Source organism: Ruegeria sp. YTSC192 (assembly GCF_059609705.1).
This window is the reverse complement of the sequence record NZ_JBXWMG010000004.1, coordinates 281884-308551: the sequence shown is the minus strand read 5'-3', so window position 1 is coordinate 308551 and position 26668 is coordinate 281884. Positions and strand designations below refer to the sequence as shown.

General features: G+C 59.5%; 23 protein-coding genes, 3 pseudogenes and 1 riboswitch. Of the genes and pseudogenes, 17 read left to right on the top strand and 9 right to left on the bottom strand.

Going from position 1 to position 26668, the window contains the following annotated elements; all coding sequences use genetic code 11:
* Window positions 1-3: 3 nt before the first annotated feature.
* From AC2FD8_RS08555 to AC2FD8_RS08540, 4 genes are read left to right on the top strand one after another with little or no spacing between them, the layout of a single operon-like run.
* Entirely contained in the window at window positions 4-897 is an 894-nt protein-coding gene (locus AC2FD8_RS08555; RefSeq protein WP_496854916.1) for a 2-dehydro-3-deoxygalactonokinase, read from the top strand.
* Window positions 894-1499, top strand: a complete 606-nt coding sequence (locus AC2FD8_RS08550; protein WP_496854918.1) for a 2-dehydro-3-deoxy-6-phosphogalactonate aldolase — start codon at window positions 894-896, stop codon at window positions 1497-1499. The genes AC2FD8_RS08555 and AC2FD8_RS08550 overlap by 4 nt, the downstream gene beginning before the upstream one ends.
* Window positions 1496-2356: an SMP-30/gluconolactonase/LRE family protein gene (locus AC2FD8_RS08545; RefSeq protein ID WP_496854920.1), complete on the top strand. Its 861-nt coding sequence runs from the start codon at window positions 1496-1498 to the stop codon at window positions 2354-2356. Before AC2FD8_RS08550 ends, AC2FD8_RS08545 begins: the two co-directional genes overlap by 4 nt.
* A complete protein-coding gene (locus AC2FD8_RS08540) occupies window positions 2353-4269 on the top strand; it encodes a beta-galactosidase (protein ID WP_496854922.1) in 1917 nt (638 codons plus the stop codon). The genes AC2FD8_RS08545 and AC2FD8_RS08540 overlap by 4 nt, the downstream gene beginning before the upstream one ends.
* Window positions 4270-4279: 10 nt before the next feature.
* Here AC2FD8_RS08540 and AC2FD8_RS08535 read toward each other — a convergent pair whose 3' ends face one another.
* The 7 genes and pseudogenes from AC2FD8_RS08535 to AC2FD8_RS08505 all read right to left on the bottom strand — a co-directional run.
* The gene (locus AC2FD8_RS08535; protein ID WP_496854924.1) at window positions 4280-6241 is read right to left on the bottom strand and encodes a beta-galactosidase; all 1962 of its coding nucleotides are present in this window, start codon (window positions 6239-6241) and stop codon (window positions 4280-4282) included.
* Window positions 6238-7884, bottom strand: a complete 1647-nt coding sequence (locus tag AC2FD8_RS08530; protein WP_496854926.1) for an amino acid ABC transporter permease — start codon at window positions 7882-7884, stop codon at window positions 6238-6240. The genes AC2FD8_RS08535 and AC2FD8_RS08530 overlap by 4 nt, the downstream gene beginning before the upstream one ends.
* 65 nt (window positions 7885-7949) lie before the next feature.
* Window positions 7950-8699, bottom strand: coding sequence for a basic amino acid ABC transporter substrate-binding protein (locus AC2FD8_RS08525; RefSeq protein ID WP_496854928.1), 750 nt, complete (start codon window positions 8697-8699; stop codon window positions 7950-7952).
* 27 nt (window positions 8700-8726) lie between these two features.
* The gene (locus AC2FD8_RS08520) at window positions 8727-9767 is read right to left on the bottom strand and encodes a LacI family transcriptional regulator (protein WP_496854930.1); all 1041 of its coding nucleotides are present in this window, start codon (window positions 9765-9767) and stop codon (window positions 8727-8729) included.
* On the bottom strand, window positions 9768-10514 hold the full coding sequence (locus AC2FD8_RS08515; protein ID WP_496854932.1) for a sugar phosphate isomerase/epimerase family protein: 747 nt from the start codon (window positions 10512-10514) through the stop codon (window positions 9768-9770).
* Window positions 10515-10592: 78 nt separating this feature from the next.
* Window positions 10593-11564: pseudogene (locus AC2FD8_RS08510) on the bottom strand (ABC transporter ATP-binding protein); the annotation flags it as partial.
* Window positions 11558-12805: pseudogene (locus AC2FD8_RS08505) on the bottom strand (ABC transporter substrate-binding protein); the annotation flags it as partial. The pseudogenes AC2FD8_RS08510 and AC2FD8_RS08505, both read right to left, overlap by 7 nt.
* Window positions 12806-13022: 217 nt before the next feature.
* Between AC2FD8_RS08505 and AC2FD8_RS08500 the strand changes: the two are divergent.
* The 10 genes and pseudogenes from AC2FD8_RS08500 to AC2FD8_RS08455 all read left to right on the top strand — a co-directional run bounded on the left by AC2FD8_RS08500 (window position 13023) and on the right by AC2FD8_RS08455 (window position 21648).
* Window positions 13023-14060 carry a LacI family DNA-binding transcriptional regulator gene (locus tag AC2FD8_RS08500; protein ID WP_496854934.1) on the top strand — a complete coding sequence of 346 codons (1038 nt, stop codon included), beginning with the start codon at window positions 13023-13025 and terminating at the stop codon, window positions 14058-14060.
* Window positions 14057-15358 (top strand): annotated as a pseudogene (locus AC2FD8_RS08495) (GH1 family beta-glucosidase); the annotation flags it as partial. The gene AC2FD8_RS08500 and the pseudogene AC2FD8_RS08495, both read left to right, overlap by 4 nt.
* Entirely contained in the window at window positions 15341-16384 is a 1044-nt protein-coding gene (locus tag AC2FD8_RS08490; protein WP_496874300.1) for a glucokinase, read from the top strand. The pseudogene AC2FD8_RS08495 and the gene AC2FD8_RS08490, both read left to right, overlap by 18 nt.
* Before the next feature lie 28 nt (window positions 16385-16412).
* Window positions 16413-17339 carry a carbohydrate kinase family protein gene (locus AC2FD8_RS08485; RefSeq protein ID WP_496854936.1) on the top strand — a complete coding sequence of 309 codons (927 nt, stop codon included), beginning with the start codon at window positions 16413-16415 and terminating at the stop codon, window positions 17337-17339.
* A gap of 161 nt (window positions 17340-17500) precedes the next feature.
* Entirely contained in the window at window positions 17501-17722 is a 222-nt protein-coding gene (locus AC2FD8_RS08480; protein ID WP_496854937.1) for a hypothetical protein, read from the top strand.
* Window positions 17719-18207 carry a hypothetical protein gene (locus tag AC2FD8_RS08475; protein ID WP_496854939.1) on the top strand — a complete coding sequence of 163 codons (489 nt, stop codon included), beginning with the start codon at window positions 17719-17721 and terminating at the stop codon, window positions 18205-18207. Before AC2FD8_RS08480 ends, AC2FD8_RS08475 begins: the two co-directional genes overlap by 4 nt.
* Before the next feature lie 34 nt (window positions 18208-18241).
* Window positions 18242-18446: riboswitch (cobalamin riboswitch) on the top strand.
* Window positions 18447-18552: 106 nt separating this feature from the next.
* Window positions 18553-18900 (top strand): DUF1636 family protein, encoded by a 348-nt coding sequence (locus AC2FD8_RS08470; protein ID WP_496854941.1) that lies wholly within the window; start codon window positions 18553-18555, stop codon window positions 18898-18900.
* Complete coding sequence (locus tag AC2FD8_RS08465) at window positions 18897-19673, top strand: ABC transporter ATP-binding protein (RefSeq protein WP_496854943.1); 777 nt, start codon at window positions 18897-18899, stop codon at window positions 19671-19673. The genes AC2FD8_RS08470 and AC2FD8_RS08465 overlap by 4 nt, the downstream gene beginning before the upstream one ends.
* Window positions 19674-19685: 12 nt before the next feature.
* Window positions 19686-20636, top strand: a complete 951-nt coding sequence (locus AC2FD8_RS08460; RefSeq protein WP_496854945.1) for an ABC transporter substrate-binding protein — start codon at window positions 19686-19688, stop codon at window positions 20634-20636.
* Between the two features lies 1 nt (window position 20637).
* Window positions 20638-21648, top strand: coding sequence for a FecCD family ABC transporter permease (locus AC2FD8_RS08455; RefSeq protein WP_496854947.1), 1011 nt, complete (start codon window positions 20638-20640; stop codon window positions 21646-21648).
* 20 nt (window positions 21649-21668) lie between these two features.
* Here the strand turns inward: AC2FD8_RS08455 and AC2FD8_RS08450 are convergent, their stop codons facing one another.
* The gene (locus AC2FD8_RS08450) at window positions 21669-21965 is read right to left on the bottom strand and encodes a hypothetical protein (RefSeq protein ID WP_496854949.1); all 297 of its coding nucleotides are present in this window, start codon (window positions 21963-21965) and stop codon (window positions 21669-21671) included.
* Between the two features lie 134 nt (window positions 21966-22099).
* Here AC2FD8_RS08450 and AC2FD8_RS08445 point away from each other — a divergent pair, with 134 nt between their 5' ends.
* Entirely contained in the window at window positions 22100-22321 is a 222-nt protein-coding gene (locus tag AC2FD8_RS08445) for a hypothetical protein (RefSeq protein ID WP_496854951.1), read from the top strand.
* A gap of 71 nt (window positions 22322-22392) precedes the next feature.
* Window positions 22393-24126, top strand: a complete 1734-nt coding sequence (locus AC2FD8_RS08440) for a thiamine pyrophosphate-binding protein (RefSeq protein ID WP_496854952.1) — start codon at window positions 22393-22395, stop codon at window positions 24124-24126.
* Here AC2FD8_RS08440 and AC2FD8_RS08435 read toward each other — a convergent pair.
* Window positions 24120-24998 carry a LysR family transcriptional regulator gene (locus AC2FD8_RS08435; protein WP_496854954.1) on the bottom strand — a complete coding sequence of 293 codons (879 nt, stop codon included), beginning with the start codon at window positions 24996-24998 and terminating at the stop codon, window positions 24120-24122. The two genes, AC2FD8_RS08440 and AC2FD8_RS08435, sit on opposite strands and share 7 nt — an antisense overlap.
* A 116-nt stretch (window positions 24999-25114) precedes the next feature.
* On the opposite strand from AC2FD8_RS08435, the gene AC2FD8_RS08430 reads away from it, so the two are divergent.
* Complete coding sequence (locus AC2FD8_RS08430) at window positions 25115-26665, top strand: proton-conducting transporter transmembrane domain-containing protein (protein WP_496854956.1); 1551 nt, start codon at window positions 25115-25117, stop codon at window positions 26663-26665.
* Window positions 26666-26668: the final 3 nt, after the last annotated feature.

Below are 26668 nucleotides of genomic sequence, written 5' to 3'. Positions count from 1 at the left end.
ACTATGAAACCAGAATGGATCGCAGCGGACTGGGGCACCTCGCACTTGCGCGTGTGGGCGATGGAGGGGGCGACCCCTATTGACCACGCCCAGTCAGACATGGGCATGGCGCGCGTCTCCAAGGGCGGGTTTGAGGACGCCCTGTTGGCATTGATCGAGGGCTGGTTGGCCAATGCCCCTGTCGATGTTGTCGCCTGCGGCATGGTCGGCGCCCGTCAGGGATGGGTCGAAGCGCCCTATGCCGCCGTTCCAACCGCGCCTGTGCAGGGCGTTCCGATCCGCGTGCCCGCCACCGATCCCCGGATCCGCGCCTTCGTGGTGCCCGGTTTGAAACAAGTATCGCCGCCTGATGTGATGCGCGGTGAAGAAACCCAGATCGCGGGGTTTCTGGATACACATCCCAATTGGGACGGCGTGATCTGCTTGCCCGGCACTCATACGAAATGGGTGCAGGTCAGCGCGAATGAGGTCGTCAGCTTTCGCACCTTCATGACCGGAGAGCTTTTCGACCTGTTGCGCGGTCAATCGGTCCTTCGGCACTCGCTTAGTGAAGGCTGGGACGAGGCCGCGTTTGCCGAGGCCGTCGAGGATACTCTGTCCAAACCCGAACAGCTTGCCGCCCGCCTGTTCAGCCTGCGTGCTGCAGATCTGCTGCACGGGCAGGATGGCAGCACGGCCCGAGCGCGATTGTCCGGGCTATTGATCGGGGCCGAACTTGCGGCCTCACGCCCTTATTGGCTGGGTCAGCAGATCGCAATCATCGGGGCCGAGGGGCTATCGACCGCTTACGCAACAGCACTGCAACCGCAAGGCGCGTTTATCGAAATGGCCGACGCCACTACATCCACTCTGGCCGGGTTGAACAAAGCCCGAAACATGACAAGAGAAACCGTATGAGCCGCCCTATCATTGCTATTTTGCGGGGATTGACCCCCTCGAACGCCGAGAAAGTCGGTCGACTTCTGATCGAAACCGGGATCGACCGGATCGAGGTGCCGCTGAACTCTCCGGATCCTCTTGAGAGCATCGGCATTCTGGCCGAGGCTTTCGGCGATCGCGCCCTGATCGGCGCAGGCACGGTGTTGACGCCCGAACAGGTTGAGGCCGTTCGGGATGTGGGCGGCAAGCTGATCGTCTCGCCCAATGCCGATCCTGACGTGATCCGGCGCAGCCGTGAGTTAGGGCTGCAATCCTGGCCGGGCATCTTCACCCCGACCGAGGCCTTTTCGGCCCTCAAAGCGGGTGCAACCGGTTTGAAGCTGTTCCCCGGCTCCTTGGCAGGCCCCGCAGGTCTGTCAGCGTTGCGGGCGGTCTTGCCTGCCGGCACGCAGGTCTTCGCAGTTGGCGGCGCGGGTACAGACAACTTCGACGAATGGATCGCAGCCAGCGCGGACGGGTTCGGCATCGGCTCGGCCCTGTTCAAGCCGGACATGGAGATCGCAGAAATCTCGGAACGCGCCATCCGGATCGTAGCCGCCTATGATGAGGCCGTTGCATGAGCGTCGCTTTCGACGACCGCCCATGTATGCTGGGCGAAGGTCCCCTCTGGCATCCCGAGCGGAAACAGTTGTTCTGGTTCGACATCCTCGGAAAACGCCTTCTGACCCGTGAGGGCGAAGCGCAGAAAAGCTGGGGTTTCGACGAAAATGTCTCGGCCGCAGGCTGGGTGGATCGCGATACTCTGCTGATGGCCTCGGAAACAGGGTTGTGGCGGTTTTCGCTGGTCACGGGTGAGAAATCACTGGTTGTCCCGCTAGAGGCTGACAACCCTGTCACCCGCTCGAATGACGGCCGCGCTGATCCGTGGGGCGGGTTCTGGATCGGGACGATGGGCAAAAGCGCGGAACCCGGTGCTGGTTCAATCTATCGGTTCTACAAGGGCGCGTTGCGCCGTTTGGTGCCGGATGTCACCATCTCAAACGCGATCTGTTTCGCTCTGGACCGGTCCTGCGCTTACTACGCAGACACAGCGACACGACAGGTCATGCGGTGGGGTCTGAACACTGAGACCGGCTGGCCGGAGGCGGAGCCTTCGGTCTTTCTGGATCTGAACGACGACGGTTTGAACCCGGATGGCGCGGTGGTTGACACCGCCGGGAACGTCTGGATCGCTCAATGGGGGGCGAGCCGGGTCGCGGCCTATGATCCGGCAGGCCAGTTCCTGCGCGCAGTCACCATCGACGCCGCCCATGCATCTTGCCCAGCCTTTGGCGGGGACGACCTGACAACACTGTTCTGTACAAGCGCCCGCGAGGGGCTGAGCGCTCAGACGCTTGAAACACAACCCACCAACGGAATGACCTTTGCCGAGCCGAATGCAGGCCAGGGCCAACCGGAACACAGAGTCCTTCTATGACCCCCGAACTTGGCGTTTGCTACTACCCCGAACACTGGCCCGAGGCTGTTTGGGCCGAAGATGCCGCGCGCATGGTCGAAATGGGCCTGAGCTGGGTGCGCATCGGCGAATTCGCCTGGAGCCGGTTGGAACCCTCGCCCAGTGATCTGCAATTCGACTGGCTGGATCGCGCGGTCGACGTGCTGGGATCCGCGGGTTTGAAGGTGGTGATGGGCACGCCCACGGCCACACCTCCGCGCTGGATGCTGGACAAGCACCCCGATATGCTGGCCGTCGACGCCCAAGGCCATCCGCGCAAATTCGGGTCGCGTCGGCACTATTGCTTCAGCCATGCAGGCTATGTCGAAGAGTGCGTCCGCATCGCCCGGATCTTTGGCGAACGCTATGGCCGCAATCCGCATGTTGCCGCCTGGCAAATCGACAATGAATATGGCTGCCACGACACCACGATCAGCTTCAGCGCCCCGGCGCTCGCAGCGTTTCGGCTTTGGCTGGCCGATCAATATGGCAGTATCGACGCCCTGAACGAGGCTTGGGGCAATGTGTTCTGGTCGATGGAATACGATCACTTCGACCAGATCGACCTACCCAACCTGACCGTGACAGAACCGAACCCGGCCCATGTTCTGGCCTTCCGACGCTTCAGCTCGGATCAGGTGGTGGCGTTCAACAAGGCTCAGGCCGATGTGTTGCGCCCGCTGACCGATGCGCCGCTGTCGCACAACTACATGGGACGCGTGCTTGAGTTCGACCATTTCGACGTCGGCGCGGACCTCGATATTGCCACCTGGGATAGTTATCCGATCGGGTTTCTGTCGGACCGGTTGGAGGACGACGCCGAACACAAGGCGAAATTCCTGCAACAGGGTGATCCGGACATGCAGGGCTTTCACCACGACCTCTACCGCGCGGTTGGCCATGGTCGTTGGTGGGTGATGGAGCAACAGCCCGGCCCAGTGAACTGGGCCCCGTACAACCCTGCTCCCCTGCCCGGCATGGTCCGGCTGTGGTCGCTTGAGGCCGTGGCCCACGGGGCCGAGGTGGTGAGCTACTTCCGCTGGCGCCAGGCGCCCTTTGCGCAGGAACAGATGCACGCCGGATTGCTGACACCAGACAGCCGCGCGGCCCCCGGTCTGGCCGAGGCGCGCCAGACGGCGGATGAATTGAAGGCCATCGGCCCGGTTCACCAGAAACAGGCGCAGGTTGCGATCCTGTTCGACTATGCCTCGGATTGGGCGTGGAACACGCAGCCGCAGGGCGCAGGTTTTGACTATTTCCGGCTGGTATTCTCGGCCTATCGCGCTCTGCGTCGCGCCGGGCTTTCGGTGGACATCGTTTCACCTCAGGACCTGCCGAAAGGGTACGCGGTGATCCTTGCGCCAGGGCTGGCCACAATCGACGCTGCGTTGGAAGCGCGTTTATCTGAGGCCTGCGACCTTGCCATCCTTGGCCCGCGCAGCGGCGCGATCACCCGCGATTTCCAAATCCCCTCGTCGGGCCGCCCCGGCCTTGATGGGGTCGATTGCCAAGTCGATCTGGTTGAAACCCTGCCGCCAAATGTCAAACGCCCGGTCGAGGGGGGCGGTGCAGCCCAGCACTGGATCGACCGTCTGTCCGGAGACGGTGCTGACCTCTTGCGATTTGAAGATGGAGCTCCAGCCGTGAAAACGGGGGACGGCGTTTGGTATCTGGCGGGTTTTCCCGACGAGGCGCTCTGGGATCGTCTCATCGGACTGGCGGCGCACAACACCGGTCTAACCCTGCAGCCGATGCCCGAGGGCCTAAGGCTTCGGGAAACGGCTGAGCATACGTTCGTGATCAACTACAATGCCGATCCGGTCGATTGGAACGGGCACACCATTGCGGGCTGCGACGTTGTAGTCCTCGGAAACAGCGCGTCCTCGGAGGTTTGATACGGGCGCGCTATTCCATCCAAATTGCGAGGCTGTGCGGGGCTACCGGGTCTTCTCCGACCAGAAGTGAGCGTTTTGAGTTCATCGGCAGTAGTTGGTCTTGATCGCCGAAATTGAAGGCAAAGCGCAGGTCCCCGCATTGGGTCAGCCTCAAATCCTGATGCGTTTCGAAGACCTCCACCCCAGCCCAATCCAACACGTCGCGCAAGATGTTTTGTAGCAACGCGCCGCTCGGGACCATCGCAAGATAGGTCGCCCTGTCTGAGCGTATGACCGCCGGGCTGCCATTCTGATATCTACTGACGAATTGGCCGATAACCTCTTCACTTGTATCGATAATTTCACGCCAACCCGTGAAGGGAAGCGGGTTTTGGTCGCCCAATTGAACGGCTTCGTCCGCAAGATCCGGCAAGGATTCGACCCGCAAAACGCGAACACCTGTCAAGTCGCTCAACACTCCCGGCGCGAGGGTGTCCGGGCTGTGCATATCCGGCGTCTTGCTGCCCGATCGCGCCCCGATCAACAGTTTTCCTGATGTCGCCTGAAGTCTTGAGGCCAACCCGTCGCTGACAATCATGCTCTGCGGCAAAACGATCAAGGCATAGCCATCGAGGTCATCCTCCGGCCCGACAAAGTCCAGATCGACGCCGAACCCGCGCAAGGCAGCGTACCAGTCTCGCAGGATGTTCGTATTGGGAAAATCATCGTCATGCGGCAGGATGTCCGCGGCCCAGATCGACGTATAGTCGATCAGCATTGCAACTTGGGCCTTCTGCCTTTTGGCCGGTGGCAAAGTCCCGCGATCCTTCACCACCTGCGCCAGCTCAACCGCTGCCTGATCCGGACTGCCATCCGACCGCAAAAGCGCGGTGTGGAACTGTTCCTGAGCGAACCTCGCCTGCCGCCAGCGAAAGAACATCACCGCCTGCGCACCATGAGCATAGGCTGCCCATGTCCACAACCGGACCGCACCATCTGCGGGCGACGGGTTTTTTTCCGCCCAATCGACAGGACCGGGTTGTTGTTCCAGCACCCACATGCGCCCACGCCCTTGAGAGCGATAAAGATCGCAGTGAAATCCCTGATAATCCGGTGCCCCGGTTCGCAAGTAGCGATGCTTGTCCTGATCCGACAGGGATGATCCCAGCAGATTGCCCAGTGGGTAGCTGTCGAACCCTACGATATCCAGATCGGCGGCTACCGCGTGGTGATCAAACTCAAAACTGCCCGCCATGAAATTATGCGTGATGTCCCGGCCCGACGAATGCGTGCGCAGAATTTCCACCTGCGCCTTGTTGAACAGCCGGACCCGGTCTGACGAATAGCGCGCAAAATCCAATGATTGCGTGGGGTTCGGGGCCGCAACTAAACCGTTTGGTAGCTCGATCTGGTCAAAGCTTGCGTATTGCGTGCCCCAGAAGACGGTACCCCATCTCTGGTTCAGTTCTTCAATCGAACCATAGCGCTCTTGCAGCCACCGGCGAAACCCGCTGCGGGCAACATCCGAGTAGCTGAGGACAGTGTCGTGGTCATTGTATTCATTGTCGATTTGCCACGCGTGAACATGCGGGTTTTGCCCATAGCGCCGGGCATATTCGGTGGCGATCCGTTTGGACTCCTCAAGGTAGACATTGCTGGAAAAGCAATAGTGCCGTCGCGAGCCAAAGCCGCGCAGGCGACCGTCAGGGCCGACGGGCAAAATCTCTGGATACTCGTCGATCAGCCATTTCGGCGGCGAGGCCGTTGGAGTAGACATCATGACCTGCAGGCCAGCGTCGCCCAGAATCCCGATGATCTCATCCAGCCAACCCCATTCGAACTGACCGCGCCGGGGTTCGATCAGGCCCCAGGTGAACTCGGCAATCCGCACCCAATCGAGGCCCATGTCGACCATACACGCGGCATCGTCCCGCCATTGGGACGGGTCCCATTGTTCGGGGTAATAGCAAACCCCCAGTTCAAGCTTGCTCATCTGGTGTCCTTCGCGGTTCGCCGTTCGATCCATTTCAGGAAGCTGGCGCAGCCCAAAGTGATCACGACATAAAGGATCGCCGCTGTATTGAAGGGCGCAAATGGCAGGAAGCTGGAGGCCTGAAATTCACGCATGCGTTGGGTCATGTCCCGGACCGACAGGATCGACAGCAGCGAGGTGTCCTTGATCATCGCGATGAACTCATTGCCCAGGGGCGGTGTCACGATCCGCAGGGCCTGCGGTAACACAATCAACCGCGCAGTTTGCCAGCGCGACAAACCTAGTGAACTGCCCGCCTCAAGCTGGCCTTTGGGTATCGCTTCGATGCCGGATCGGAAGATCTCGGCCATATAGGCGGAATACCCAACCGAAATGGCGATGATCCCGCGGGTCATGTTGGTCATGTCGATCCCGCCACCGGTGGCATCCTTGACCGCGCCCGCCAGAGGAAGGCCGATATAGAGGATGATCACCAGCATCGGTATGCCTCGGATCGTGTCCACGAAAAACTCGGCCCCGACCGCAAGCGGGTGCAGTTTGTGTTGGGAGCCACCGATCGTAAGCGTCAGTAGAAGGAAACCGAAGACAGCGAAAGCCAACCCCGGATTTCGAAATTTGTCGGGCAGAAAGCTGGTTTGCCAGATTACAGGGTAGCCCTGCGAGTGGGCCTCAACTGGAACAAAGGCGCCCGAGACGCTTTCGACGGTCTCAATCTGCTCAATCGCGGACGTAGCGTCCGGGGCGCTCCGGATTCGGACTTGCTGATCGCCGCCCCCTTCGAATTCGCCGAAGCGGATCACATCGGCCTGAGCCTGAGGGGTGCCGCGTACGATGGCAATTCGGCCCTCGGTATCGCCGACAAGGACATAGCTGACTTTGGGCTGCATGAAGAAAAAGGTGGACACCGCAAGCAAGGCAAGGCTGATCGCGCCGTAGACCATCGTTGTCCGCGCCTTTGGCTTGAAAGACTGTAGCCCCACCCAGATCAGACCAAGGATCGCGGCGAAGATATAGGCAAAGATCGCCGCGCGAAACGTGATGGCCACACCTGTTGCGAATTGCCAATGAGCCATGAACATCAGGTAGAACAGCGCGGCGCCCGTCAGAATTTCGAACCCAAGCTGCACGCGCCCGCGCAGAGGTTTCGTCAAACGACCCGAGATCAGGCACAGCGCGATGATCACGGCATAGACAGCCAAAAGACCCTGCAGGCCGCTTTGAACCTGTGCCACCGCTTCGGGAAACAGAACCCACGTTTGGTCGGAGCGGTCAATGAGGGTTGAGGTATTCTCGCTGAGCGCATGAAAAAAGACGGATTCGGCGAAGGGCATCAGGACATGCGGGGCGACAAACGCCAGAATGGACAGGCCAACCGCCGCCGGAAACGCCGCCAAAGCCGACAGGCGAAGCCATGCGGGCGCTTGCGCTTCGAACCGGGTGTGGCGCGCACAAAGATAGCCGAGGATCGCCGTCACAAGAACCAGCACGAACCCCACGAATATCGGCCCCGCATTGTTGCCGATCCCCAGAATGGCAATCAGAGATCGCAAATATTTGGACGAGGTGGCAAACAGATAGATGATAAACGGCGCGGCTGCGAGCAACACGAGGTTGCTCGGGCGGATCGAGCTGAGGCGCGACATGGGGTTCTCCGCTAAGTCAAAGCCCCGGCGGCAGGTTCCGCCGGGGTTGGAGGGCGTTCAAAGGATCAGTTGGTGCCCCAGTATTTGGCTTTCAGCCCATCCAACGTGCCGTCTTGTTGAATTGCCGTCAGACCTTCGTTGATCGCATCAACGGTGGGATCGCCTTCCTGAAACACGATGCCCAGCGGGTCGGACTGCAGACCCGTGATCCCCACGGTCAGTTCGCCCGCGAACTCCTGCTCATAGGCAGTGGCCGAGGTTCCGTCGATGATCACGCCATCGACGTCCGCGTTCTGCAGCGCCAGAATAGCGGCCGAAAAATTGTCATAGAGGCTGACATTCTGGCGCCCGACCAGCTCTTCCGCCAGCTGCGCGTTGGTTGTTCCGGTTTGAGCAGCCAGTTTCAAACCTCCGGCCTTGAAGTCGTCCAAGGTCGTGTCGCCCTTGTCGACTTGCAGCAGGATGGCCTGGCTGACCACGATATACGGCTCCGAGAAATCCATTGTCTCTTCCCGTTCCGGTGTGATCGAAACGCCCGAGATGACCAGATCGAACTCGCCTTGCTGCAGGGCTGCAAAGATGCCGTCCCACGCAGTGTTGACGAAATTCGGCACGCAGTTCACGCGCTCGCAAATGGCGTTCATCACGTCGACGTCAAAGCCCACGATCTCGCCCGTCGTTTCGTCGACGGTTTCCATCGGAGGATAGGTCGCATCCGTTCCGATCTTCAGAACGCGACCTTCTAAATCGGCGGCGAAGGCGGCTGGGACCGCCATCGTGGCAACGGCAGCGGCGGCAAGTAGATGTTTGAACATGTTTGGTTTCTCCTTTGTTGGGTCAGGTCAGATCGCCGGGTTCGGCGGAGGCGTGTCAGGTTGCCGCTCGATCAACGTGGCCCTGATCTTCTTTTGAATTTCGGACGGATCGACCCCGTCTAGTGATTTTAACATGAACGCGCCCAGCAACCGGCTGGTTTCGTCAATCGGCACGTAATACGCGCTGGGTGCGGGCACGAAATACTTGCTGAGCAGGAGGTCATCGGTCGAAATGACCGTAACATCGCGTCCGACCCTGATGCCATCTTCGGCGGCGGCCGACAAAACGCCCAGCGTCATCGCCTCATTGGCGCAAATGACGCCGGTCGGGCGGTCTTTACGTTGCATCAGGCTGCGAAAAGCGTTGTGGCCGCTTTGCGCCGTTGTCGGGCCGTTGTAGATCAGATCGGGTTGAACAGGGACGCTCGCCGCCCGTAGTGCGGCGGCATAGCCCGCCTGACGCTGCCCGGCATATACGAGATCGGCAGGCGGGTTGATCAGGGCGATCTTGCGATGGCCTAAACGCAACAACCGCTCTGTTGCGTCACGAGCCGCGCTTTCACTATCGAAATCAACATAAGGATGAGGTTCAGGACTGTCGCTCATGCCATAGGTCACAAAGGGAATTTTCTGATCTTGCAGATAGGCAATCCGCGGGTCGCTGCGTCGGGTGCCCGAAAAGATCACCCCATCCGCCGAGCGTTCCTGCACGATCGTGCGCAGGGCGGACATCGCGTCGTCCAGATCAGTCACACTGCATACGCTCAGCTCATAGCGTGATCCCTGCAAAGCGGTTGAAATACCGGCTACAATTCGGGTGAATTCTACGCCCTCCCATTCCTCCGTTGCGTCGGTGGACACACCCACCAGTACCGCAATCCGGTAGGATTTGTTGGTGCGCAGTTTCAGCCCGGCGAGGTTCACTTTGTAGCCCTGCTCCAATGCCACTTTCTGTATCTCTTCACGGGTTTCCCGCTTGACCGAGTCCTCTCCGCGCAGGGCATTGGATACGGTCCCGACGGAGTAGCCTGTCTGGTTGGCGATAGATTTGATTGTCGCGCGGGCCATCTAGACGCGACCTTTCATCAGGTCGGTCAGAAAGCACCTGCCTGTTGTCAGCGTGGTCGCAGGGCAAGTGGGTTCGTCATGTTCGACAAATAGATCGGAACAGGCTGTGCGATCCAGCGCGTCAAGAACCGCGTTCCAGTCTATGTCGCCCTGCCCCAGATCCCGCCACCGGGCATCGCCCTGTTGGCCCGGGTCCACGTCCTTTGCATGAACCGAGACCACACGATCGGCATATCGGCCTATCATTTCAGCCGGGTCCAGATTGGCCGCCCCCAGCCAACCGATATCGGGCTGCCAAAAGACGTTCCCCGTCTCCAGGATCATCTCCAACGGTGTTTGCGAGGGGTATCCGACCAGATCGAAATCGTGGTTGTGATAGGCCAGCTTGACACCCGAGCCGGACAATTGCGCCGCCCATTGTGACAACTGGCCCGACACTGCCTTCCATCCCTCGGCCGTGTCGGGCCGCGCCTCTGGTGCCAGCCATGGCATGACGGCAACCGGGCATTCCAATCGTTCCAAAAGGTCATGAATTTCGGGTAAGCGCCCCTCGAACTCTTCCCAGTCGAAATGCGCCGAACGTACCCGCACACCCGATTGCGCAACGATCCCGGCCATCTGAGGCACCGTCAGCTCGTGCAACCCGGTCGTTTCGACATCTGCATAGCCACAGGCCGCTGCCAATTGCAGTTGATCGCTTAGATCACCACAATTCCGAACTGTGTATAGCTGCGCAGAAACCCGCATTCACCACCATTGAAACGTTTCAATAATGGTTGAACAGGGTTGATTGAGTTGTCAAGCGGCTTGAAGCCGCGCGCTAAATCACTTGCGCATGGACAGACCGTTATGGAACAGATGCACTTTTTCCGGCCGTGCTGTGACCGAAACCTTCTGCCCGCGCAGGTTCCGTTGGATACCGGGTAGTTTGGCGATGACCTGATCCGCGCCGTTGATTTTTGCAAAATAGAGCAGAGTCACCTCACCCAAAGCTTCGGTGAAATCAACCTCACCGATTAGGATCGGATCGCTATCCGTCATCGTGAAATCTTCGGGCCGGACGCCGATGTTTACCTGCTTGCCTTCATCTTCAGGCCCGGTCGGGATCGCGGACATCGCCATGCCTCCGCCCTCCAGCGCTATCGTCGTCATCTGCCCGGTGCCGGTGATTGTTCCGGGCAACAGGTTCATCGACGGCGAGCCGATGAACTGGGCCACGAACTCATTGTCGGGGGTTTCATACAGCTCAAGCGGGGTTCCAACCTGGGCAATGCCCGTGTTGGCCAGCACAACGATGCGGCTAGCCAAGGTCATCGCCTCGACCTGATCATGGGTTACGTAGATCATGGTGCTATCTGGCATCGCCTCTTTCAGGCGCGCGATCTCGATCCGGGTGGCGACGCGCAGTGCGGCGTCAAGGTTCGAGAGAGGCTCATCAAACAGATAGACCTTGGGGTCCCGCACGATTGCCCGCCCGATCGCAACGCGCTGGCGCTGACCGCCGGAAAGGGCTTTAGGCAGACGATCAAGATATGGGTCCAGTTGCAGAATTTGCGCGGCGCGATCAACAGCGGCGTCGATCTCGGCGGTGGGCCGTTTGGCGATCTTGAGCGCAAAGGACATATTCTCGCGCACTGTCAAATGCGGATAGAGGGCATAGGACTGGAACACCATGGCGATGCCGCGCTGCGCGGGTGGCACGTCATTCATGACCTGCCCCTCGATCTCAAGCGTACCTCCGGTGATCTTTTCCAACCCCGCAATCATACGCAGCAGAGTGGATTTTCCGCGCCCGGCATCAGGTCAGAGCCGTCAAAATGGAACGTGGTGGCGTTGGTCAGAGTTTCACCCTGTCCACGTTGCGTGTCATTGGCATAGTTCGCAGGATTTGCCCCCAGATGCGGCGTCAGGAAACCGTCCTGAGACATCATGATCTCGTGCGCGAACGGGGTTTAGAAGAACTCCATGAACACCTCTGTCGCCGGGCTTTGATTCGTGATCGTGAACAGCGTTCCTGCGCCCAGAACAGGGGTGCCCAGATCCTTTTCGGCATAGGCTGGGAAATAGAAGAAATCGGCATCCACGCCCAGCTCGGTCCCTTCCGGGAAATACGCCGGAATGAACGAGGCCTGACGGTGCATCATGCAAGCCGGTGGGCTGTCAAACAGGCCCTTGGGGCTGTCGCGGAAGTCAATCGCCGCCGTGTCATCCGCATTCCCGACCACATAGTCATCATTGCGGGTAAAGCTGCCATATTCCTCGATCGCGGCGATCACGCGGGGATCGTCGAACTTCATCTCGTTCGACACCCACTGGTCGTAATCCTCAGGCGGTTGCGTGCGCAGCATCAGATCCTCAACCCAATCCGTCGCGGGCCAACCCGTCGCGCCACCGGATGCGAGGCCGACGCAGAGCGGCGTCTCACCATCTTCGACCATCTGGTCCATAAGCGCTTTGAATTCTTCCATGGTCTGTGGCACTTCATAGCCGAAATCCTCGAAGTTTTCGGGGACGTACCAGACCAGAGACTTGACGTTCACGTTGAAGAAGAAGCCGTAAAAGTCCTTGGCTCCGCCTGCGTTCTCAAAGGTTCCAAGATCGACCCAGGATTGACCAGCGGCGAAATTATCCTTGATCCAGTCTGCCGATCCTTCGGCAAGTGGCGTCAGATAGCCGTTCTTGGCCATGTTCGCCGCAAGGCCGGGCTGTGGGAAAACCGTCAGGTTTGGCGCTGATCCGGCTGCCGCGTCGATCAAAATCTGCTGTTCCAGCGAGTCTGACCCGACATAGCTTGAGTTTGCGCCTGTTGCCTCATCGAAATAGGCGACCAGATTTTCGAAAGATTGCCCTTCGCCCGCAAGCCAGGGGCCGAAAATGGTCAGGTCCTGGCCGCTTAGGTCATGAGCGTCTGCAAAAGCCTGAAAACCGTCCCAGTCAAAATTTCCCTCACCAACCGAATGGATCATTTGACCCTGTGCGTGAACAGCCCCGGCAGTCAGGGCAAACGTGGCCACACCTGCATACAGCGTGCGTTTCATGAATTCTCCTCCCAATACTCCCCAGCGCCTTCGTTGCATCTCATTCAAAGCGCTTTGAATGATAATTGTTATCCGCTAACATTTTTGGTCTGTCAATGAGTCTATTTTTCGAATAAGTCAGAAAAACAAGCTTGTCTGTTGTCACAACAGGTTGGCGGGAACACAAAACAGGACCTAACCAGCGCAAGCCTTCGGTTTGAAGGCGCTTTGACTACCCATGAACCTAAAGCAACTCTCAGAACTACTGGGCCTTTCGCAAACCACGGTCAGTCGGGCGCTGAACGGCTATCCTGAGGTCAACGCTGCAACACGCCTGCGGGTCGAGGCTGCAGCAGCCAAGCACGGCTACCGCCCCAACAGCCGCGCCAAAGGGTTGGCGACGGGCAGGTCCATGGTCATCGGTCACGTTATCCCCAGCTCATCACGGCATGAAATGGTAAACCCGATCTTCGGCGATTTCGTCGCCGGAGCGTCAAAAACCTATGCCGAGCATGGCTATGACATGATGTTCACCAATGCCGATGACACCTCGATCGAGGCGGCCTATCGCAATCTATTTCAACGCGGTGCAGTCGATGGTGTCGTACTGCAGGGTCCCAAAGTCAATGAGCCAAGGATCGAAGTTCTGACGCGCATGGCGGTGCCGTTCATCGTTCATGGCCGCTCGACCGGGGTGCAGGCTGAATATGACTGGATTGATGTGAACAACAAAAGCTCGTTCCAGCGTGCGACGCAGTTTTTGATTGATCTGGGCCACCGCCGTATCGCCCTGATCAACGGGCTGGAGGATATGGACTTTGCCCAACGCCGTCGCGCCGGTTATCTGGACGCCCTGCAACAGTCCGGGCTGATCCCAGACCCCGCTTTGATGCGCAGCGCCGAAATGACCGAAGTCTATGGTCACAGGGAAACCCAGCAGATGCTTCAGCTTAAGAAGCCTCCGACTGCGATTTTGGCTGCGTCAATGATTTCGGCGATCGGTGTGCGTCGCGCGCTTGAGGAAGCCGGGCTACAGATGGGACGAGACATTTCGGTCATCGCCCATGACGATGACCTTTCCTATCTGAAAAACGGTCAGGATGTGCCGATCTTCACTGCAACGCGATCTTCGGTTCGGGACGCCGGCGAAATGGCAGCCGAGATGCTGATCCAACGGATCAAGTCTCCGGATGCGGTGGTGCAAACGCGATTGCTTGAGGCCGAGCTGGTTGTCGGAAGATCGACCGGGCCTGCGCCCAATGAGGTGCGGCTATGAAATACACACGCAGCGACTTTCCCAACGACTTTCTGTTCGGGGTCGCAACATCCGCCTATCAGATCGAAGGCCATGCTCAGGGCGGCGCTGGCCAGACCCACTGGGACAGCTTCGCTGCAGCCCCCGGCAACGTGGTACGGGGCGAAAACGGCGCGCTTGCCTGCGATCACTTTAACCGGTTCGAACAAGACTTTGATTTGGTTAAGGAAGCTGGGTTTGACGGCTATCGGTTTTCGACCAGCTGGGCGCGCGTGTTGCCCGAAGGACGGGGGCCGGTCAACCAAGCCGGTCTGGATTATTACGACCGCCTGACGGACGCGCTGCTTGAACGCGGCATCCGGCCCTGTGCAACGCTCTACCATTGGGAGCTACCTTCGGCACTTGCAGATCTGGGGGGCTGGCGCAATCGGGATATCGCCGGGTGGTTCGCCGATTTCACTCAGGTGATCATGGGTCGGATCGGAGACCGCATGTATTCGGTCGCACCAATCAACGAGCCTTGGTGCGTCAGCTGGCTCAGCCATTTCGAAGGCCACCACGCACCGGGTTTGCGTGATATTCGCGCGGCTGCACGTGCGATGCATCACGTTCTTCTGGCCCATGGCAGCGCCATTCAGGCAATGCGCAGCTTGGGCATGTCCAATCTTGGCGCAGTCTTCAACCTCGAATGGGCTGAACCAGCGGACGACAGCCCAGCTGCACAACAGGCTGCAGCCCTCTATGACGGGATTTACAACCGGTTTTTCTTGGGCGGCGTGTTCAAAAAAGCCTATCCTGACAACGTGCTGAAGGGTCTGGAGCCGCATTTGCCCGAGGGTTGGCAAGATGATTTCGACACCATCGGGGCACCTGTCGACTGGTGCGGATTGAACTACTACACCCGCAAACTGATCACCTCGGCGGACAGTGCATGGCCCAGCCTGACCGAAGTGCCCGGCCCTCTGCCCAAAACCCAGATGGGATGGGAAATCGACCCCGCCGCCCTGACCCGATTTCTGAAAAGAACCGTAGAAGACTATACCGGCGGTCTTCCGATCTATGTTACAGAGAACGGCATGGCGAGCGCCGAACGCCAGCAGGATGATGATCGCATCGCATATCTGGATGGTCACTTGGCAGCGGTTCAACAGGCGTTGGCCGCAGGCGTGCCAGTAAAAGGGTATTTCATCTGGTCTTTGCTGGACAATTACGAATGGGCCTTTGGTTATGAAAAACGGTTTGGATTGGTAGACGTGGATTTTGAGACGCTGGAACGCAGGCCCAAAGCCTCATTCGCAGCCGTGAAGGCCGCACTTTCCAAAGGCGCTGCGGAACGGCAGGCCTATCGCCAGCCATCCGGGACTTTGCGCCCGCACTGGACATTGGTGGCCGACATAGGCGGAACCAATACGCGTCTGGGCGTTGTTGCCGATGGTCAGTTGATCTCATTGCACAAGCACCCGACGGGCACCCTGACCAATCTGCTGGACGCCCTGCATGATCTGCGGGATGAGGTCGGCACAGCGCCGCAAGCCGTTGTGGCAGCCGGGGCCGGACCGGTGCGCAACGGCCGTATCCAACTGACCAACGCGAATTTGGACCTGTCCGAGGACGCCCTTGCCCGGGCGACAGGTGCCACCAACACCTACGTGATCAATGACTTTACTGCAGCAGCTTGGTCCGTGGCCGAAGTGACAGAGTCGGACGTATCTGTCCTGCAAGGCTCTGCCACTCCGCCGATGGGCACGCGATTGGTCGTCGGGCCTGGAACCGGTTTAGGCGTCGGCGCGCTGCTCTACTCCGAGGGGCATTTCCACACCGTTTCGGGCGAAGGCGGCCATGTGGGCCTGTCCCCTCGCACGCGGGACGAGGTCGATGTCTTCGACGCCGCACGCCATCTGGCGCCCGAATGCTTTTTCGACAACAGCCTGGTGCTTGAGGCTGAGATGTTCCTCAGTGGAACCGGCCTGCCAATCCTGTATCAGGCCACGGGCATGGCTGCGGGGCAGACCCGGCCCCCGGTTCGCACCGCCCGAGACATTCTTCAGGATGCGCGGGACGGCAATGACCCGATCGCCGTGCGCACCGCAGATTTGTTCATCAGCCATCTGGGCGCGCTGATGGGCGACATGGCTGTTACCGTGATGCCCGCCGGTGGCGTTTTTCTTGTTGGTGGCGTGGTCGAAAAGAACCGTTGGATGTTTGGCGAGGCTTTCCGCAATGCCTTCAACGCGGGCGGTCGCTTCAGCGAGCTGCGCCAGTCGATGAACCTTTATGTTTCGGAACAGGCTGAATTTGGCATTGTTGGCGCTAACAACTTCGGTAAAAATGCACTTCAGCGGTAACTGAACGCTTAATAGAAAAGGATGTGGGATGATCCTGTGTTGCGGTGAAGCCCTGATCGACATGATTGCCGAGCCGACCCTGTCCGGGCGGGACGGTTTCGTTCCCCATTCTGGCGGAGCTTTATTCAACACCTCTATCGCTTTGGGCCGGTTGGGCGCGCCCGTTGGCCTGCTGACCGGTCTGTCTTCGGATGTGTTCGGGCAGCAACTGGCGGATGACCTGCGGGCCAGCCATGTGGATATCTCGCACTGCATTGCGTCAGACAGGCCGACCACGCTGGCGTTTGTTCAACTGAAAGACGGCCACGCCACATACACATTTGTTGATGAAAACACTGCAGGCCGGATGCTGCGGGCCGACGACATGCCCGACCAACTCCCCGCTGTTTCGGCGCTGTATTTTGGCGGCATCAGCCTAGCGTGCGAGCCCTGCGCGGATGCCTATACTGCGATGCTGGCGCGTCATGGTGCGAACTGTGCTGTGATGTTGGACCCCAACATTCGCCCCGGTTTCATACAGGATCAGACCCGCTACCGCACGCGGTTGAACCGAATGATCGAACAGGCGGATATCGTCAAAGTCTCGGACGAGGATCTGGACTGGATCGTTCCCGGCCCTGAAAGCCACGACCACAAGGTGCCCCTGCTGCTTCAGGCGGGTCCTTCCGCCGTCATTGTCACTCGTGGAAGCGAGGGCGCTTCGGGCTATCTGAGCAATGGTGCTGTGGTCTCTGTCCCTGTCAAATCGGTGCAGGTTGTGGATACGGTTGGGGCGGGGGATACGTTCAACGCGGGGATATTGGCGTCGTTGGACAGGGCTGGCCAACTGACAAAACTTGGTTTGAAAACACTGTCCCCGGACATGCTGCGCGATGCTTTGACCCTGGGCACAGAGGTCGCCGCCGTAACCGTCTCGCGCGCAGGGGCCAACCCGCCCTGGTCGCACGAACTTTAGGCCAATCATGCCTCTGACTTTCTGCTGCGCCCGCTGACTGAGGTCGCCTGAAACTTAGGGCTTGTATTATCCGACTCTTTTCGTCAGTTAAATGCTGACCCAGTCAGATCCCCCTGGAATCATCGCCCGGTCTAATTTTTGTGACCGGAAGATGATCTGACATGAGACAATCCCTTGCCGACCTTTTGGCCATGGATGCCATTGCCAGCCGCCATGGCTGTGCGTTGAAACCGAAACTGAGGCAGGCGATCCAGGCCGACCTCAGCTTTCCCGCCTGCGCCGCATCGCCGCGTCCTGAAACGCCTGTTGATCCCGAAACCCTTCCGCAAAACGTCCGCCCCTTGATGACCCAAACCCCCGAAACCGAAAGGGAACGTGTATGAACCGGTCGGCATCCGACGAAACAGTGATCCGCGACGAATTTGACGATTTCGAGCGCGGTTTGCTACCGGTTATGCGGCACTTCATCCTCAGCTTCGCCGAGCCGGAATCCCATGCGTGGCAAATTGCCTTTACGGTCGCGACTGAACGTTGGGGGCGCGATCGGGGGCTGGTTCTGGCGCATCTGACCTTCAAGGTTATCAAGGCCACGCTGCACACCCGCCCTCTGGGTCTGGCTTTCAACAACCCGCTCTGTGTTGAAGCACGGAACGAGCTGACATGTGACGAACGTGCCCTGTTGCGGATGCTGCATCACATGCGGCGCGATGAAACCCCCGCCGCGCGCGATGCCGTGAGCGAACTGGCCGGAGGCTATCCGGATGCCCATCTGATACAGGCCGGTCTGACATTGGCCAACCAGTTCCCGACCGATGGCGCCCGGCCAAATCAACCGACCCGCAGACCGGCCCTGCGCGTGGTGCAATAACGCGATTCCGACGCTTGACAATATGAGCGCCAGCAGACTAGCTGCTCTGGATGGTTCCCGACGGCCTGTGCCTTGGGGATGAAAATGGGAATACGGTGCGGCCCCAGGGCCAATGCCGTGACTGCCCCCGCAACTGTAAGCGGAGAGCGACGCCACAGAACCACTGGCCCCCAAGGTCGGGAAGGTTGGCCAAGCGACGACCCGCAAGTCAGGAGACCTGCCATCGCAGATTAACCAACCCGGGGCGGGGCGTCCTGGAAGGAGGCTCGATGGCACAAATGTGTGCTTACACAAATCATGGCTTTTCCCTTAGCTTGGCTTTTGCTCAAGTTGGCGACGCGTGCCATGGCTGATCACGTTGTTCTGATATGCGGCACCTGCAATGGCCCGATCCCCGCGCGTGAGGCGAAAGAAACACTGGACCGCCAACTGCCTGACGGGTTCTCGACACGCCTGATCGACTGTATGGCCGGGTGCGACCGCCCGATGACGGTTGGGCTGCAAGCCAGAGGCAAGGCGCAGTATCTGTTTGGCGACATCCAATCCACCGCCGATCTGAGCGCTTTGGCAGAGTTCGCCCATCAATTCCGCGACAGTCAGGATGGCTGGACCAGCGCCTCGACCCGTCCTTTGGCGCTTTATACCAAAACCCTGTCACGCATGCCCAGCCTGCCACCGGAGGGCACGGAATGAGCTTTCTGGTCGCCGAAAATCTGGAATACTACGCCCTGAACGGGGATGTTCTGCTGCGCGACACCTCGTTCACGCTTGAGGAAGGCGCGATTTTGGCCGTCGCTGGCCCGAACGGGGCCGGCAAGACGACGCTCCTCAATCTGTTGTGCGGTATCGCAAAACTGGCGCTGGGAGATGTGCGCATACAGGGGCAAAGCCTGCGGAGCTTGTCGTCGCTGGAACGGGCCAGACGGATTGCCGTCGTCGGCCAGCAGGAAATGCCCGACGGGCGGCTGAAACTGCGCGACTATGTGGCGCTGGGGCAAATCCCGATCAGGGCCGACAAATCCGCCGAGGCTCTCCAGACTGACCTACAGCGCGTGCTCGACACAACCGAACTGTCCCATCTGGCGGGCAAGCAGATGGCAAAACTGTCCGGCGGAGAGCGCCAGCGCGCCCATATCGCAAGGGCTTTGGCCCAGAACCCCTCGCTGCTGTTTCTGGATGAGCCAACCAACCATCTGGACCCTGATGCCAAGGGACACATGCTGTCCTTGGTCGCCGAGTTGGGCGTGACGGTTGTGATGATCGTCCACGATCTGGTCATGATCCCGGAATTCGCCAGCCACGTGGCCCTGATGAAGAACGCGAAGCTGACGGCCTTCGGCCCCGTCTCCGAGGTTCTGACACCGGACCGCGTGCGCGAGACTTTTGGTGTTGACTATTTGTGTTTCCAGCACGAAGGACGCGTGATCCCCGCGCTGGACATCCGAAAACGTAAGCTTTCATCTTAGCAGGAGAAAACGATGAAACAGAAACTCTTGTCCGCTGCGGTACTAAGCGCACTGGCAGGCAGCGCTGCTGCGCATGAGATCACCATCGACAATTGCGGCGAACCGCTGGTGTTCGACACCAAGCCCGAGCGGATCGTGGTTCATGACATGAACATGACCGACATGGCCTTTGCACTTGGCCTTCAGGACAGCATCGTTGGCCTGACCGGCATCACCGGCTGGTACAAGACCAGCCCCGATTTCGACGCGCAGCGCGGTGACATTCCCGAACTCGCCCCCAAATACCCGACGGTAGAGAACCTTGTCGCGGTCGAGCCCGACATGTTCTTTGCCGGTTGGTATTACGGCATGAAACCCGGCGGTGATGTCACCCCTGACACGCTGGAGCCCTTTGGCATCAAGACCATGGTGTTGACCGAAAGCTGCATTCACCTGAACAAGGACCGCCCCAAAGCCAGCATGGACCTGCTGTTTGACGACGTTCTGCGTCTGGGCACGGTCATGCATGTCGAGGACAAAGCGAACGCGCTGGTCTCGGGTTGGAAGGACCAACTGGCCGCGATCGAGGCGAAAACCGCCGAGCTGGACAAACCCCGTGTCTTCCTGCTGGACGGCCCGGCTGATGCGCCCTTTACCGCAGGCAAATATGCCATTCCCGACGCGATGATCGCAGCTGCGGGCGGCGTCAACGTCACCCATGACATGGACACAAGCTGGGGCCGCACCTCGTGGGAGGCTGTCGCCGCCTCGAACCCCGAATTCCTTGTTCTGCTAGACTATCAGACTGGCAATGGCGCGGCGGATACTTTCAAGTTTCTGCAAGACCACCCGGTGATGTCACAGACCGATGCGGTCAAAAACGAGCGCTGGATCGGCCTGCGCTACGAAGAGCTGACACCGGGGCCGGCAAATATCGAAGCGATCGAGAAGATGGCAACGGCGATGCACCGGGGAAACAGCTGATATGACGAAAACGGGCCAGGCGGTCCTGCTGGGGGCGGTCATTCTGACCGCCCTTTTGCTGCTGTCGACGATCTACGGCACCACCCCGATCCCCCTGGCCGAGGTTTTCACCGCGATTGGGCTGGGTATTGGCGTGACCGAGGGCGACATGTCCCCTCTGCACCGGATCGTCTTTGACCTGCGCCTGCCCCGCGCGTTGTTTGCCGCGGTGATTGGGGCCGGGCTGGGGGTTGTCGGGGTCGTTTTGCAAACGACAACGCGCAATGATCTGGCTGACCCGTTCTTGTTTGGCCTCTCGTCCGGGGCCGCTGCGGGTGCCGTTCTGGTCATCACGGTGACAGGTGATGTTCTGGGTATCTGGACCCTGCCGCTTGCGGCGTTCTGCGGGGGCTTGATCGCATCCGGCATTGTTCTGGCTCTGGTCCAGAGCCTGCGCACCAGCGCACCAGAGAAACTGATCCTCGCAGGCCTTGCTGTATCATTCTTGTTTTCGGCCATCACCAACTATCTGATTTTCGCGGGCGACAGCCGCGCTGCGCATTCCGTCATTTTCTGGATGCTCGGCGGTCTTGGTCTGGCCCGATGGGAGACCTTCCCCATCGTCGTTTTTGGGTTGGCCCTGATCCTGGGCTATTCCCTCTATCGCAGCCGATGGCTCGACGCCCTTCTGACTGGGGATTTCACGGCCTCGACGCTGGGAATTCCAGTGCAAGGCCTGCGATTCCGGATGTTTCTGGTCGCCGCTTTGGCCACGGCAAGCTTTGTGTCGGTCGCGGGCGTGATCGGGTTTGTCGGCCTTATGGTCCCGCATATTGCCCGAGGTATCGCTGGAACGCTCCACCGCAATCTTTTGATCACATCCGCGGTCGTCGGGGCCATCCTGCTAACGCTTTCAGACATTCTGTCCCGGCTACTTTTAGCCCCGCAGGAGCTGCCGGTAGGGATCGTCACAACTTCGATCGGGTCGCTGTTTGTGTTTCTCTACCTGTTCAAATCGTCACGATCTGACTAACGCGCCCTTCATCCCAAGTTTTACCGTCGTTCAAGCCAGCTGCCCAGCTCTTTTTCCGCCGAGAAGATGTTCTCGCGATGGAATATCTGGGACGTCATGGCCTTTGAAACCGCCCGGACACGCTTTTTGATCTCGATATCGCCGCCGTCCACCGGCAGATCACCCACATCCAGCTTTTCATAGATCGACAGCAGCCGGTTCTGCACCGTCCGCAGGACAAGCATACGCCGCAGCGCGATGGTCTTGTCGGACAGACCAAGGGCGGTCTTGGATTTGACCGACCGTAATGCGGATTTGATATCCAGATTGCCCGCCATATGGTTTGAAATCCGCAAGGAATGCGCGTGTCCTGCTCTTTATTTGCACCCGTCCTTTGGGAATTTCAGGCGCGCCGGCCCTGTCAGGTTGGCAGCCAAAACGTGCGGTGCTTAGGCTACTTTCGCCCGAAAACATGACACTCAAGGCCATATTGCTCGGCATTGCGGCCGGGGTCATCACCCTGACAGCCCCGGCTGCCAAAGCGAATACGCCCGAGGCCGCTTCGAACCTGTGTTTGGGCGGCCCGCGCGGCAATATGCTGTTCATGACAGCGATCACCAGCGTTTATGCGGTTCACGTGAACACAATGGGTACTTTCGGCCAAGCAAATTCTAGACTTCCGAAGCCCGCCTAGACATGGTGACGATGTGCGCAAGGTCCTTCCACGGTTTTGCACGCAATACGCCACCAACAAGGGCCTGCCTGATGAACCAGCCTCAAACGACGCGCATGAATGGCGCGCAGATCATCCTGAAAATGCTGGAGCTTCACGGCGTTTCCCATGTTTTCGGTCTGCCCGGTGAAACAACGATTGGCTGGTACAAGGAATGGCGCGCCAATAGCGGGATCGAGTTTGTTTTGACCCGCGATGAACGCACCGCGGCCTTCGCCGCCGAAGCCTATGCAAAGATCACAGGTCGCCCCGCGGTGCTAGAAGCGCCCAGCCCCGGTGTGACTCATTGTACTCCGGGTATTACCGAGGCGTTCCTCAGCTCGGTTCCGGTGATCTATTTCAGCTCGGACATCCCGATAAATCAGGACAAAAAGCACGGGCTGACCGGGGTCGATCAGACCCGGCTCTATGACAGTATCTGCAAGGAAAGCTTTGTGCTGACCAACGCGCGCGATATCCCGTTCCTGATCCGGCGGGCCTTTCGCGTGGCAACCTCGGGCCGTCCGGCGCCGGTTCATATCCGCGTGCCGATCAACATTTTCGGCGAAGAGGCCGAAATCGGGGATCTATATGCCGAACCCGACTACAGCACCTATCCCGCACACCGACCGGTGGCGGATCACAGCAAGATCCGCGCCGCGATCGACGTTCTGTTGGCCGCGCAAAAACCTGCGATTGTCTGCGGTCAAGGCGCGCTGATCTCAAAAGCCACGGACGCGATCCTTGAACTGGCCGAGCGGTTGCAAATCCCGGTCGGCACCACCACACCCGGCAAGGGCACCATCCCCGAGGATCACCCGCTGGCCTTGCGCGTCATCGGTGGCCGCGGCGGGATGGAGTATTCGAACCAATACCTGCTCGAGGCTGACACGATCTTTTTCATCGGCTCGAACACCGACAGCGCCGGAACAGATCACTGGAAGCTTTATGGCGATCCCCATTCCAAAAACTTCCTGCACCTTGATATTGCCGAGGCGCATGTCGGAAACACCTTCCCACTGAAGGTCGGCCTGGTCGGCGATGCCCGCGCAACCATAGAATATATGGTCGAACTTCTGAAGGCTGAGCATACCGGCCTTCAGCGGACGCCACTGGATTTGAACCCCATCAAACAAACCGCGCTGGACAAGGTCTTCAACTCGAACATCCCGATGCCCGAGGGCACGATCTCACCGGTCAAGCTGTCTCAGGTGCTGGACCGGATCATGCCCGATGATGCGATTGTCACGTCTGAGCCCGGCGTCAGCGCGATCTACCCTTCGGCGCTGCTGACATTCCGCAAACCGGGGCGGCGCTATATCACCAACTACTCGATGGGAGCACTGGGGTATTCGGTGCCTGCCGGGGTAGGCGCGATCTATGCCCATGACGGCCCGGTCATTTCCTTCACCGGAGACGGATCGTTTGGGTTCGTCATCGGCGATATGGAGACCCTCAAGCGCAGCGGCAAGAACATTACCGTCATCCTGACCCGCAATGACACGTTCGGCTGGATCAGGGGTGAGGCGATCCTACTCGACGATGTGGATGAGCCTTGGACCACCGATTTCGGGCGCGTCGACTATTGCAAAGTGGCCGAAGGGTTTGGCTTCAAAACCGCCCGGATCACCTCTGAGGCCGATATCGAACCCATCCTTTCCGATGCAATCGCCAATCCCGGCGCGAATTTCATCGAGATGATGGTGCCCTCACAAGACAAGATCATCCCCTTCGTGCCCAATTGGGTTCGCGCCGCACGCGCAAAGAATCTGCCCCATTTCTACTGAGGCAGGCTATAGGTCAGCAACTCCTGCACCAGCGGGTTTGGAAAACGGCGTTTGAAGGTAACGGCGTGAAAGCTTTCCTTGATGCGCGGATGCTCCTCGGCCTCGACCAGACGGCCCGAGGACAGCTCATCCTGCACCACGATCGGGGCCACCAACGCAAGCCCGATATCCTCACGCGCGAGCAGGCGCATCATCGCCATGTCGTCCACTTCAGCCGCGATCTGAGGCCGGACGGACATGCGGCTGGCCATCGAATCAAACGCCGTGCGGACGCTGTTGTTGCTGGTTGGCAGGATAAAGGGCTGCTCTTCCAACAGATCCCGGATCGGGCGCTTTGGATCCAGTCGCGCCGGTGTGCCGACGATGCTGACGGGCTGTTCCGCCAGATGATGCGTTTCAAAACTGGTCAGGCTGTCACTGGCAGGTTCATGATTCATGAGAACCAGATCGAAATTCAGCGTCTCCAGTCCTTCAAGCAACTCGCTGGGATTGCCTGATCGCAGGATCACCTCGACATCCGTGCGCGCCAGCATCGGGCGCAGAAAGCCGATCTGAAAGTTCCGCGACAAGGTCGCCTGCGCACCAACCCGAAGCGCCGTGCGCGCGTTGCCTTCATCCTGCAAAGTAGCCACAAGCTCTTGACCTGTCGCGAAAATTGCGTCCGCATGGTCCAGCGCAATACGTCCGGCCTCGGTCAGATGCAGCTTGCGCCCGCGACGATCAAACAGGGAATGACCCAGCCGTTCTTCAAGCTCTTTGATCTGAACAGACAGCGCAGATTGCGACAGGTTCAGCCGTTGGGCTGTCCGTGTCAGGTTGCCATCATGGGCGACCGCCCAGAAGTAGCGCAGATGATGATAGTTCAGAGGCATAACGTTCTAATTAATAGAACATAATCTCCATAACAATGTATTTTTCATACTGATAAATGCGCAATATGTCCTGCTCAACCGGCCAAATCAGGCTGGACTCACAAGGAACGCGCCTCATGACCTCCCTGTTTCTTCCCCTGCTCAGCCCACTGATCCTGCTGGCATCGGCCTACTATGCCAGCCGCCATCCGGGACTGCGGCCAACCCACGCCTCGAAACTGTCGGAATGGGCGGCATTGGCAGCTTTCGGAGGCGCCGTACTGTCAGCCGTAATGCTGGTTATTCACGGGTCCGGCACCTCAGGGTTGATCGGGTTCTGGGGCGTTGGCCTCTCCGTGCGGCTTGATGCGGTCAGCGCCACTATGCTGGTTCTGGTCAGCTTTATCGGGTGGATCGTTTTGCGCTACTCGGCCACCTATATGGATGGCGAGACCCGTCAGGGCGCGTTCACTGGCTGGATGTCGGCAACGCTCGCCTCGGTTCTTTTGCTGGTGATGTCGGGCAACCTGATCCAATTGCTGGCCGCTTGGATTGCGACCAGCCTACTGCTGCACCAATTGCTGCTGTTCTACCCCGAGCGAACCACCGCCCGAAGGGCAGCGCGTAAAAAGGCCGTTGTGGCCCGCGTCAGCGAAGGCGCGCTGGCCCTTGCGGTGGTCCTGTTGGTCGCGACCTATGGCACCACGGACATTGCCTCGATCCTGTCATCGGCCGAACCAAACGGGCGGACCATCGCTGCCGGCCTTCTGATCGCTCTGGCCGCCATCATGGCCTCGGCCCAGTTCCCGGTCCACGGCTGGCTGACCGAGGTGATGGAGGCCCCGACCCCCGTCTCGGCCCTGCTGCATGCGGGCGTCATCAACGCCGGAGGGTTCCTGCTGATCCGCTTTGCCGATGTCATGCTGGCAGCACCGGGCATCATGGCGCTGCTGGTGATGCTGGGCGGATTCACCGCGCTGTTCGGCGGTCTGGTGATGCTGACGCAACCGGCGGTGAAGACCTCTCTGGCGTGGTCGACCATTGCCCAGATGGCCTTCATGATCATGCAATGCGGGCTGGCCCTGTTCCCGCTGGCGTTGCTGCATATCGTGGCTCATTCGCTCTACAAGGCGCATGCGTTTCTCAGCGCGGGCGAGGCCGTGCGCAACGTGGCAGCCATCCTCAGGCCCGGCCCAGTCGCTGTGCCAAGCGCGCGGAACGTGCTGCTGGCCTTTGCAACCGGCATCCTGATCTACGGCATCGTCGCCATGTCCTTCGGTGTCGACGGCAAATCCGTTCAGGCGATTGCGCTTGGAGTGATCCTGATCTTCGGCGTCGCCTATCTGCTGGCGCAGGGCTTTGCCGATGCCGCACCCGGCGCGTTGACCCGCCGTACCGTTGTCTATGCTGGCGTGACCTCAATCAGCTACTTCGTCCTGCAGATCATCGCCGTGCATCTCACCAAGGGCACCCTGCCCGCAGCACCTGCGCCCGGACCGTTGGAGTGGACGTTGATCATTCTCGCCCTGATCAGCTTTGGCGCGGTGGCCCTGGCTCAATCCACCTTCCCGCTGTGGGCATCGCACCCAGCGGCGGCAGGTATTCGGGTGCATCTGTCAAACGGGCTCTATGCCAACGCAATCTTTGACCGGCTGCTGGACGGATGGTCCAAGCGCCGGACCGTGTAAGAA

What these genes read in the sequence shown, in the direction of transcription:
- AC2FD8_RS08555 (WP_496854916.1), top strand. Translation starts at nt 4, where the DNA reads ATGAAACCAGAATGGATCGCAGCGGACTGGGGCACCTCGCACTTGCGC.
- AC2FD8_RS08550 (WP_496854918.1), top strand. Translation starts at nt 894, where the DNA reads ATGAGCCGCCCTATCATTGCTATTTTGCGGGGATTGACCCCCTCGAAC.
- AC2FD8_RS08545 (WP_496854920.1), top strand. Translation starts at nt 1,496, where the DNA reads ATGAGCGTCGCTTTCGACGACCGCCCATGTATGCTGGGCGAAGGTCCC.
- AC2FD8_RS08540 (WP_496854922.1), top strand. Translation starts at nt 2,353, where the DNA reads ATGACCCCCGAACTTGGCGTTTGCTACTACCCCGAACACTGGCCCGAG.
- AC2FD8_RS08535 (WP_496854924.1), bottom strand. Translation starts at nt 6,241, where the DNA reads ATGAGCAAGCTTGAACTGGGGGTTTGCTATTACCCCGAACAATGGGAC.
- AC2FD8_RS08530 (WP_496854926.1), bottom strand. Translation starts at nt 7,884, where the DNA reads ATGTCGCGCCTCAGCTCGATCCGCCCGAGCAACCTCGTGTTGCTCGCA.
- AC2FD8_RS08525 (WP_496854928.1), bottom strand. Translation starts at nt 8,699, where the DNA reads ATGTTCAAACATCTACTTGCCGCCGCTGCCGTTGCCACGATGGCGGTC.
- AC2FD8_RS08520 (WP_496854930.1), bottom strand. Translation starts at nt 9,767, where the DNA reads ATGGCCCGCGCGACAATCAAATCTATCGCCAACCAGACAGGCTACTCC.
- AC2FD8_RS08515 (WP_496854932.1), bottom strand. Translation starts at nt 10,514, where the DNA reads ATGCGGGTTTCTGCGCAGCTATACACAGTTCGGAATTGTGGTGATCTA.
- AC2FD8_RS08500 (WP_496854934.1), top strand. Translation starts at nt 13,023, where the DNA reads ATGAACCTAAAGCAACTCTCAGAACTACTGGGCCTTTCGCAAACCACG.
- AC2FD8_RS08485 (WP_496854936.1), top strand. Translation starts at nt 16,413, where the DNA reads ATGATCCTGTGTTGCGGTGAAGCCCTGATCGACATGATTGCCGAGCCG.
- AC2FD8_RS08480 (WP_496854937.1), top strand. Translation starts at nt 17,501, where the DNA reads ATGAGACAATCCCTTGCCGACCTTTTGGCCATGGATGCCATTGCCAGC.
- AC2FD8_RS08475 (WP_496854939.1), top strand. Translation starts at nt 17,719, where the DNA reads ATGAACCGGTCGGCATCCGACGAAACAGTGATCCGCGACGAATTTGAC.
- AC2FD8_RS08470 (WP_496854941.1), top strand. Translation starts at nt 18,553, where the DNA reads ATGGCTGATCACGTTGTTCTGATATGCGGCACCTGCAATGGCCCGATC.
- AC2FD8_RS08465 (WP_496854943.1), top strand. Translation starts at nt 18,897, where the DNA reads ATGAGCTTTCTGGTCGCCGAAAATCTGGAATACTACGCCCTGAACGGG.
- AC2FD8_RS08460 (WP_496854945.1), top strand. Translation starts at nt 19,686, where the DNA reads ATGAAACAGAAACTCTTGTCCGCTGCGGTACTAAGCGCACTGGCAGGC.
- AC2FD8_RS08455 (WP_496854947.1), top strand. Translation starts at nt 20,638, where the DNA reads ATGACGAAAACGGGCCAGGCGGTCCTGCTGGGGGCGGTCATTCTGACC.
- AC2FD8_RS08450 (WP_496854949.1), bottom strand. Translation starts at nt 21,965, where the DNA reads ATGGCGGGCAATCTGGATATCAAATCCGCATTACGGTCGGTCAAATCC.
- AC2FD8_RS08445 (WP_496854951.1), top strand. Translation starts at nt 22,100, where the DNA reads ATGACACTCAAGGCCATATTGCTCGGCATTGCGGCCGGGGTCATCACC.
- AC2FD8_RS08440 (WP_496854952.1), top strand. Translation starts at nt 22,393, where the DNA reads ATGAACCAGCCTCAAACGACGCGCATGAATGGCGCGCAGATCATCCTG.
- AC2FD8_RS08435 (WP_496854954.1), bottom strand. Translation starts at nt 24,998, where the DNA reads ATGCCTCTGAACTATCATCATCTGCGCTACTTCTGGGCGGTCGCCCAT.
- AC2FD8_RS08430 (WP_496854956.1), top strand. Translation starts at nt 25,115, where the DNA reads ATGACCTCCCTGTTTCTTCCCCTGCTCAGCCCACTGATCCTGCTGGCA.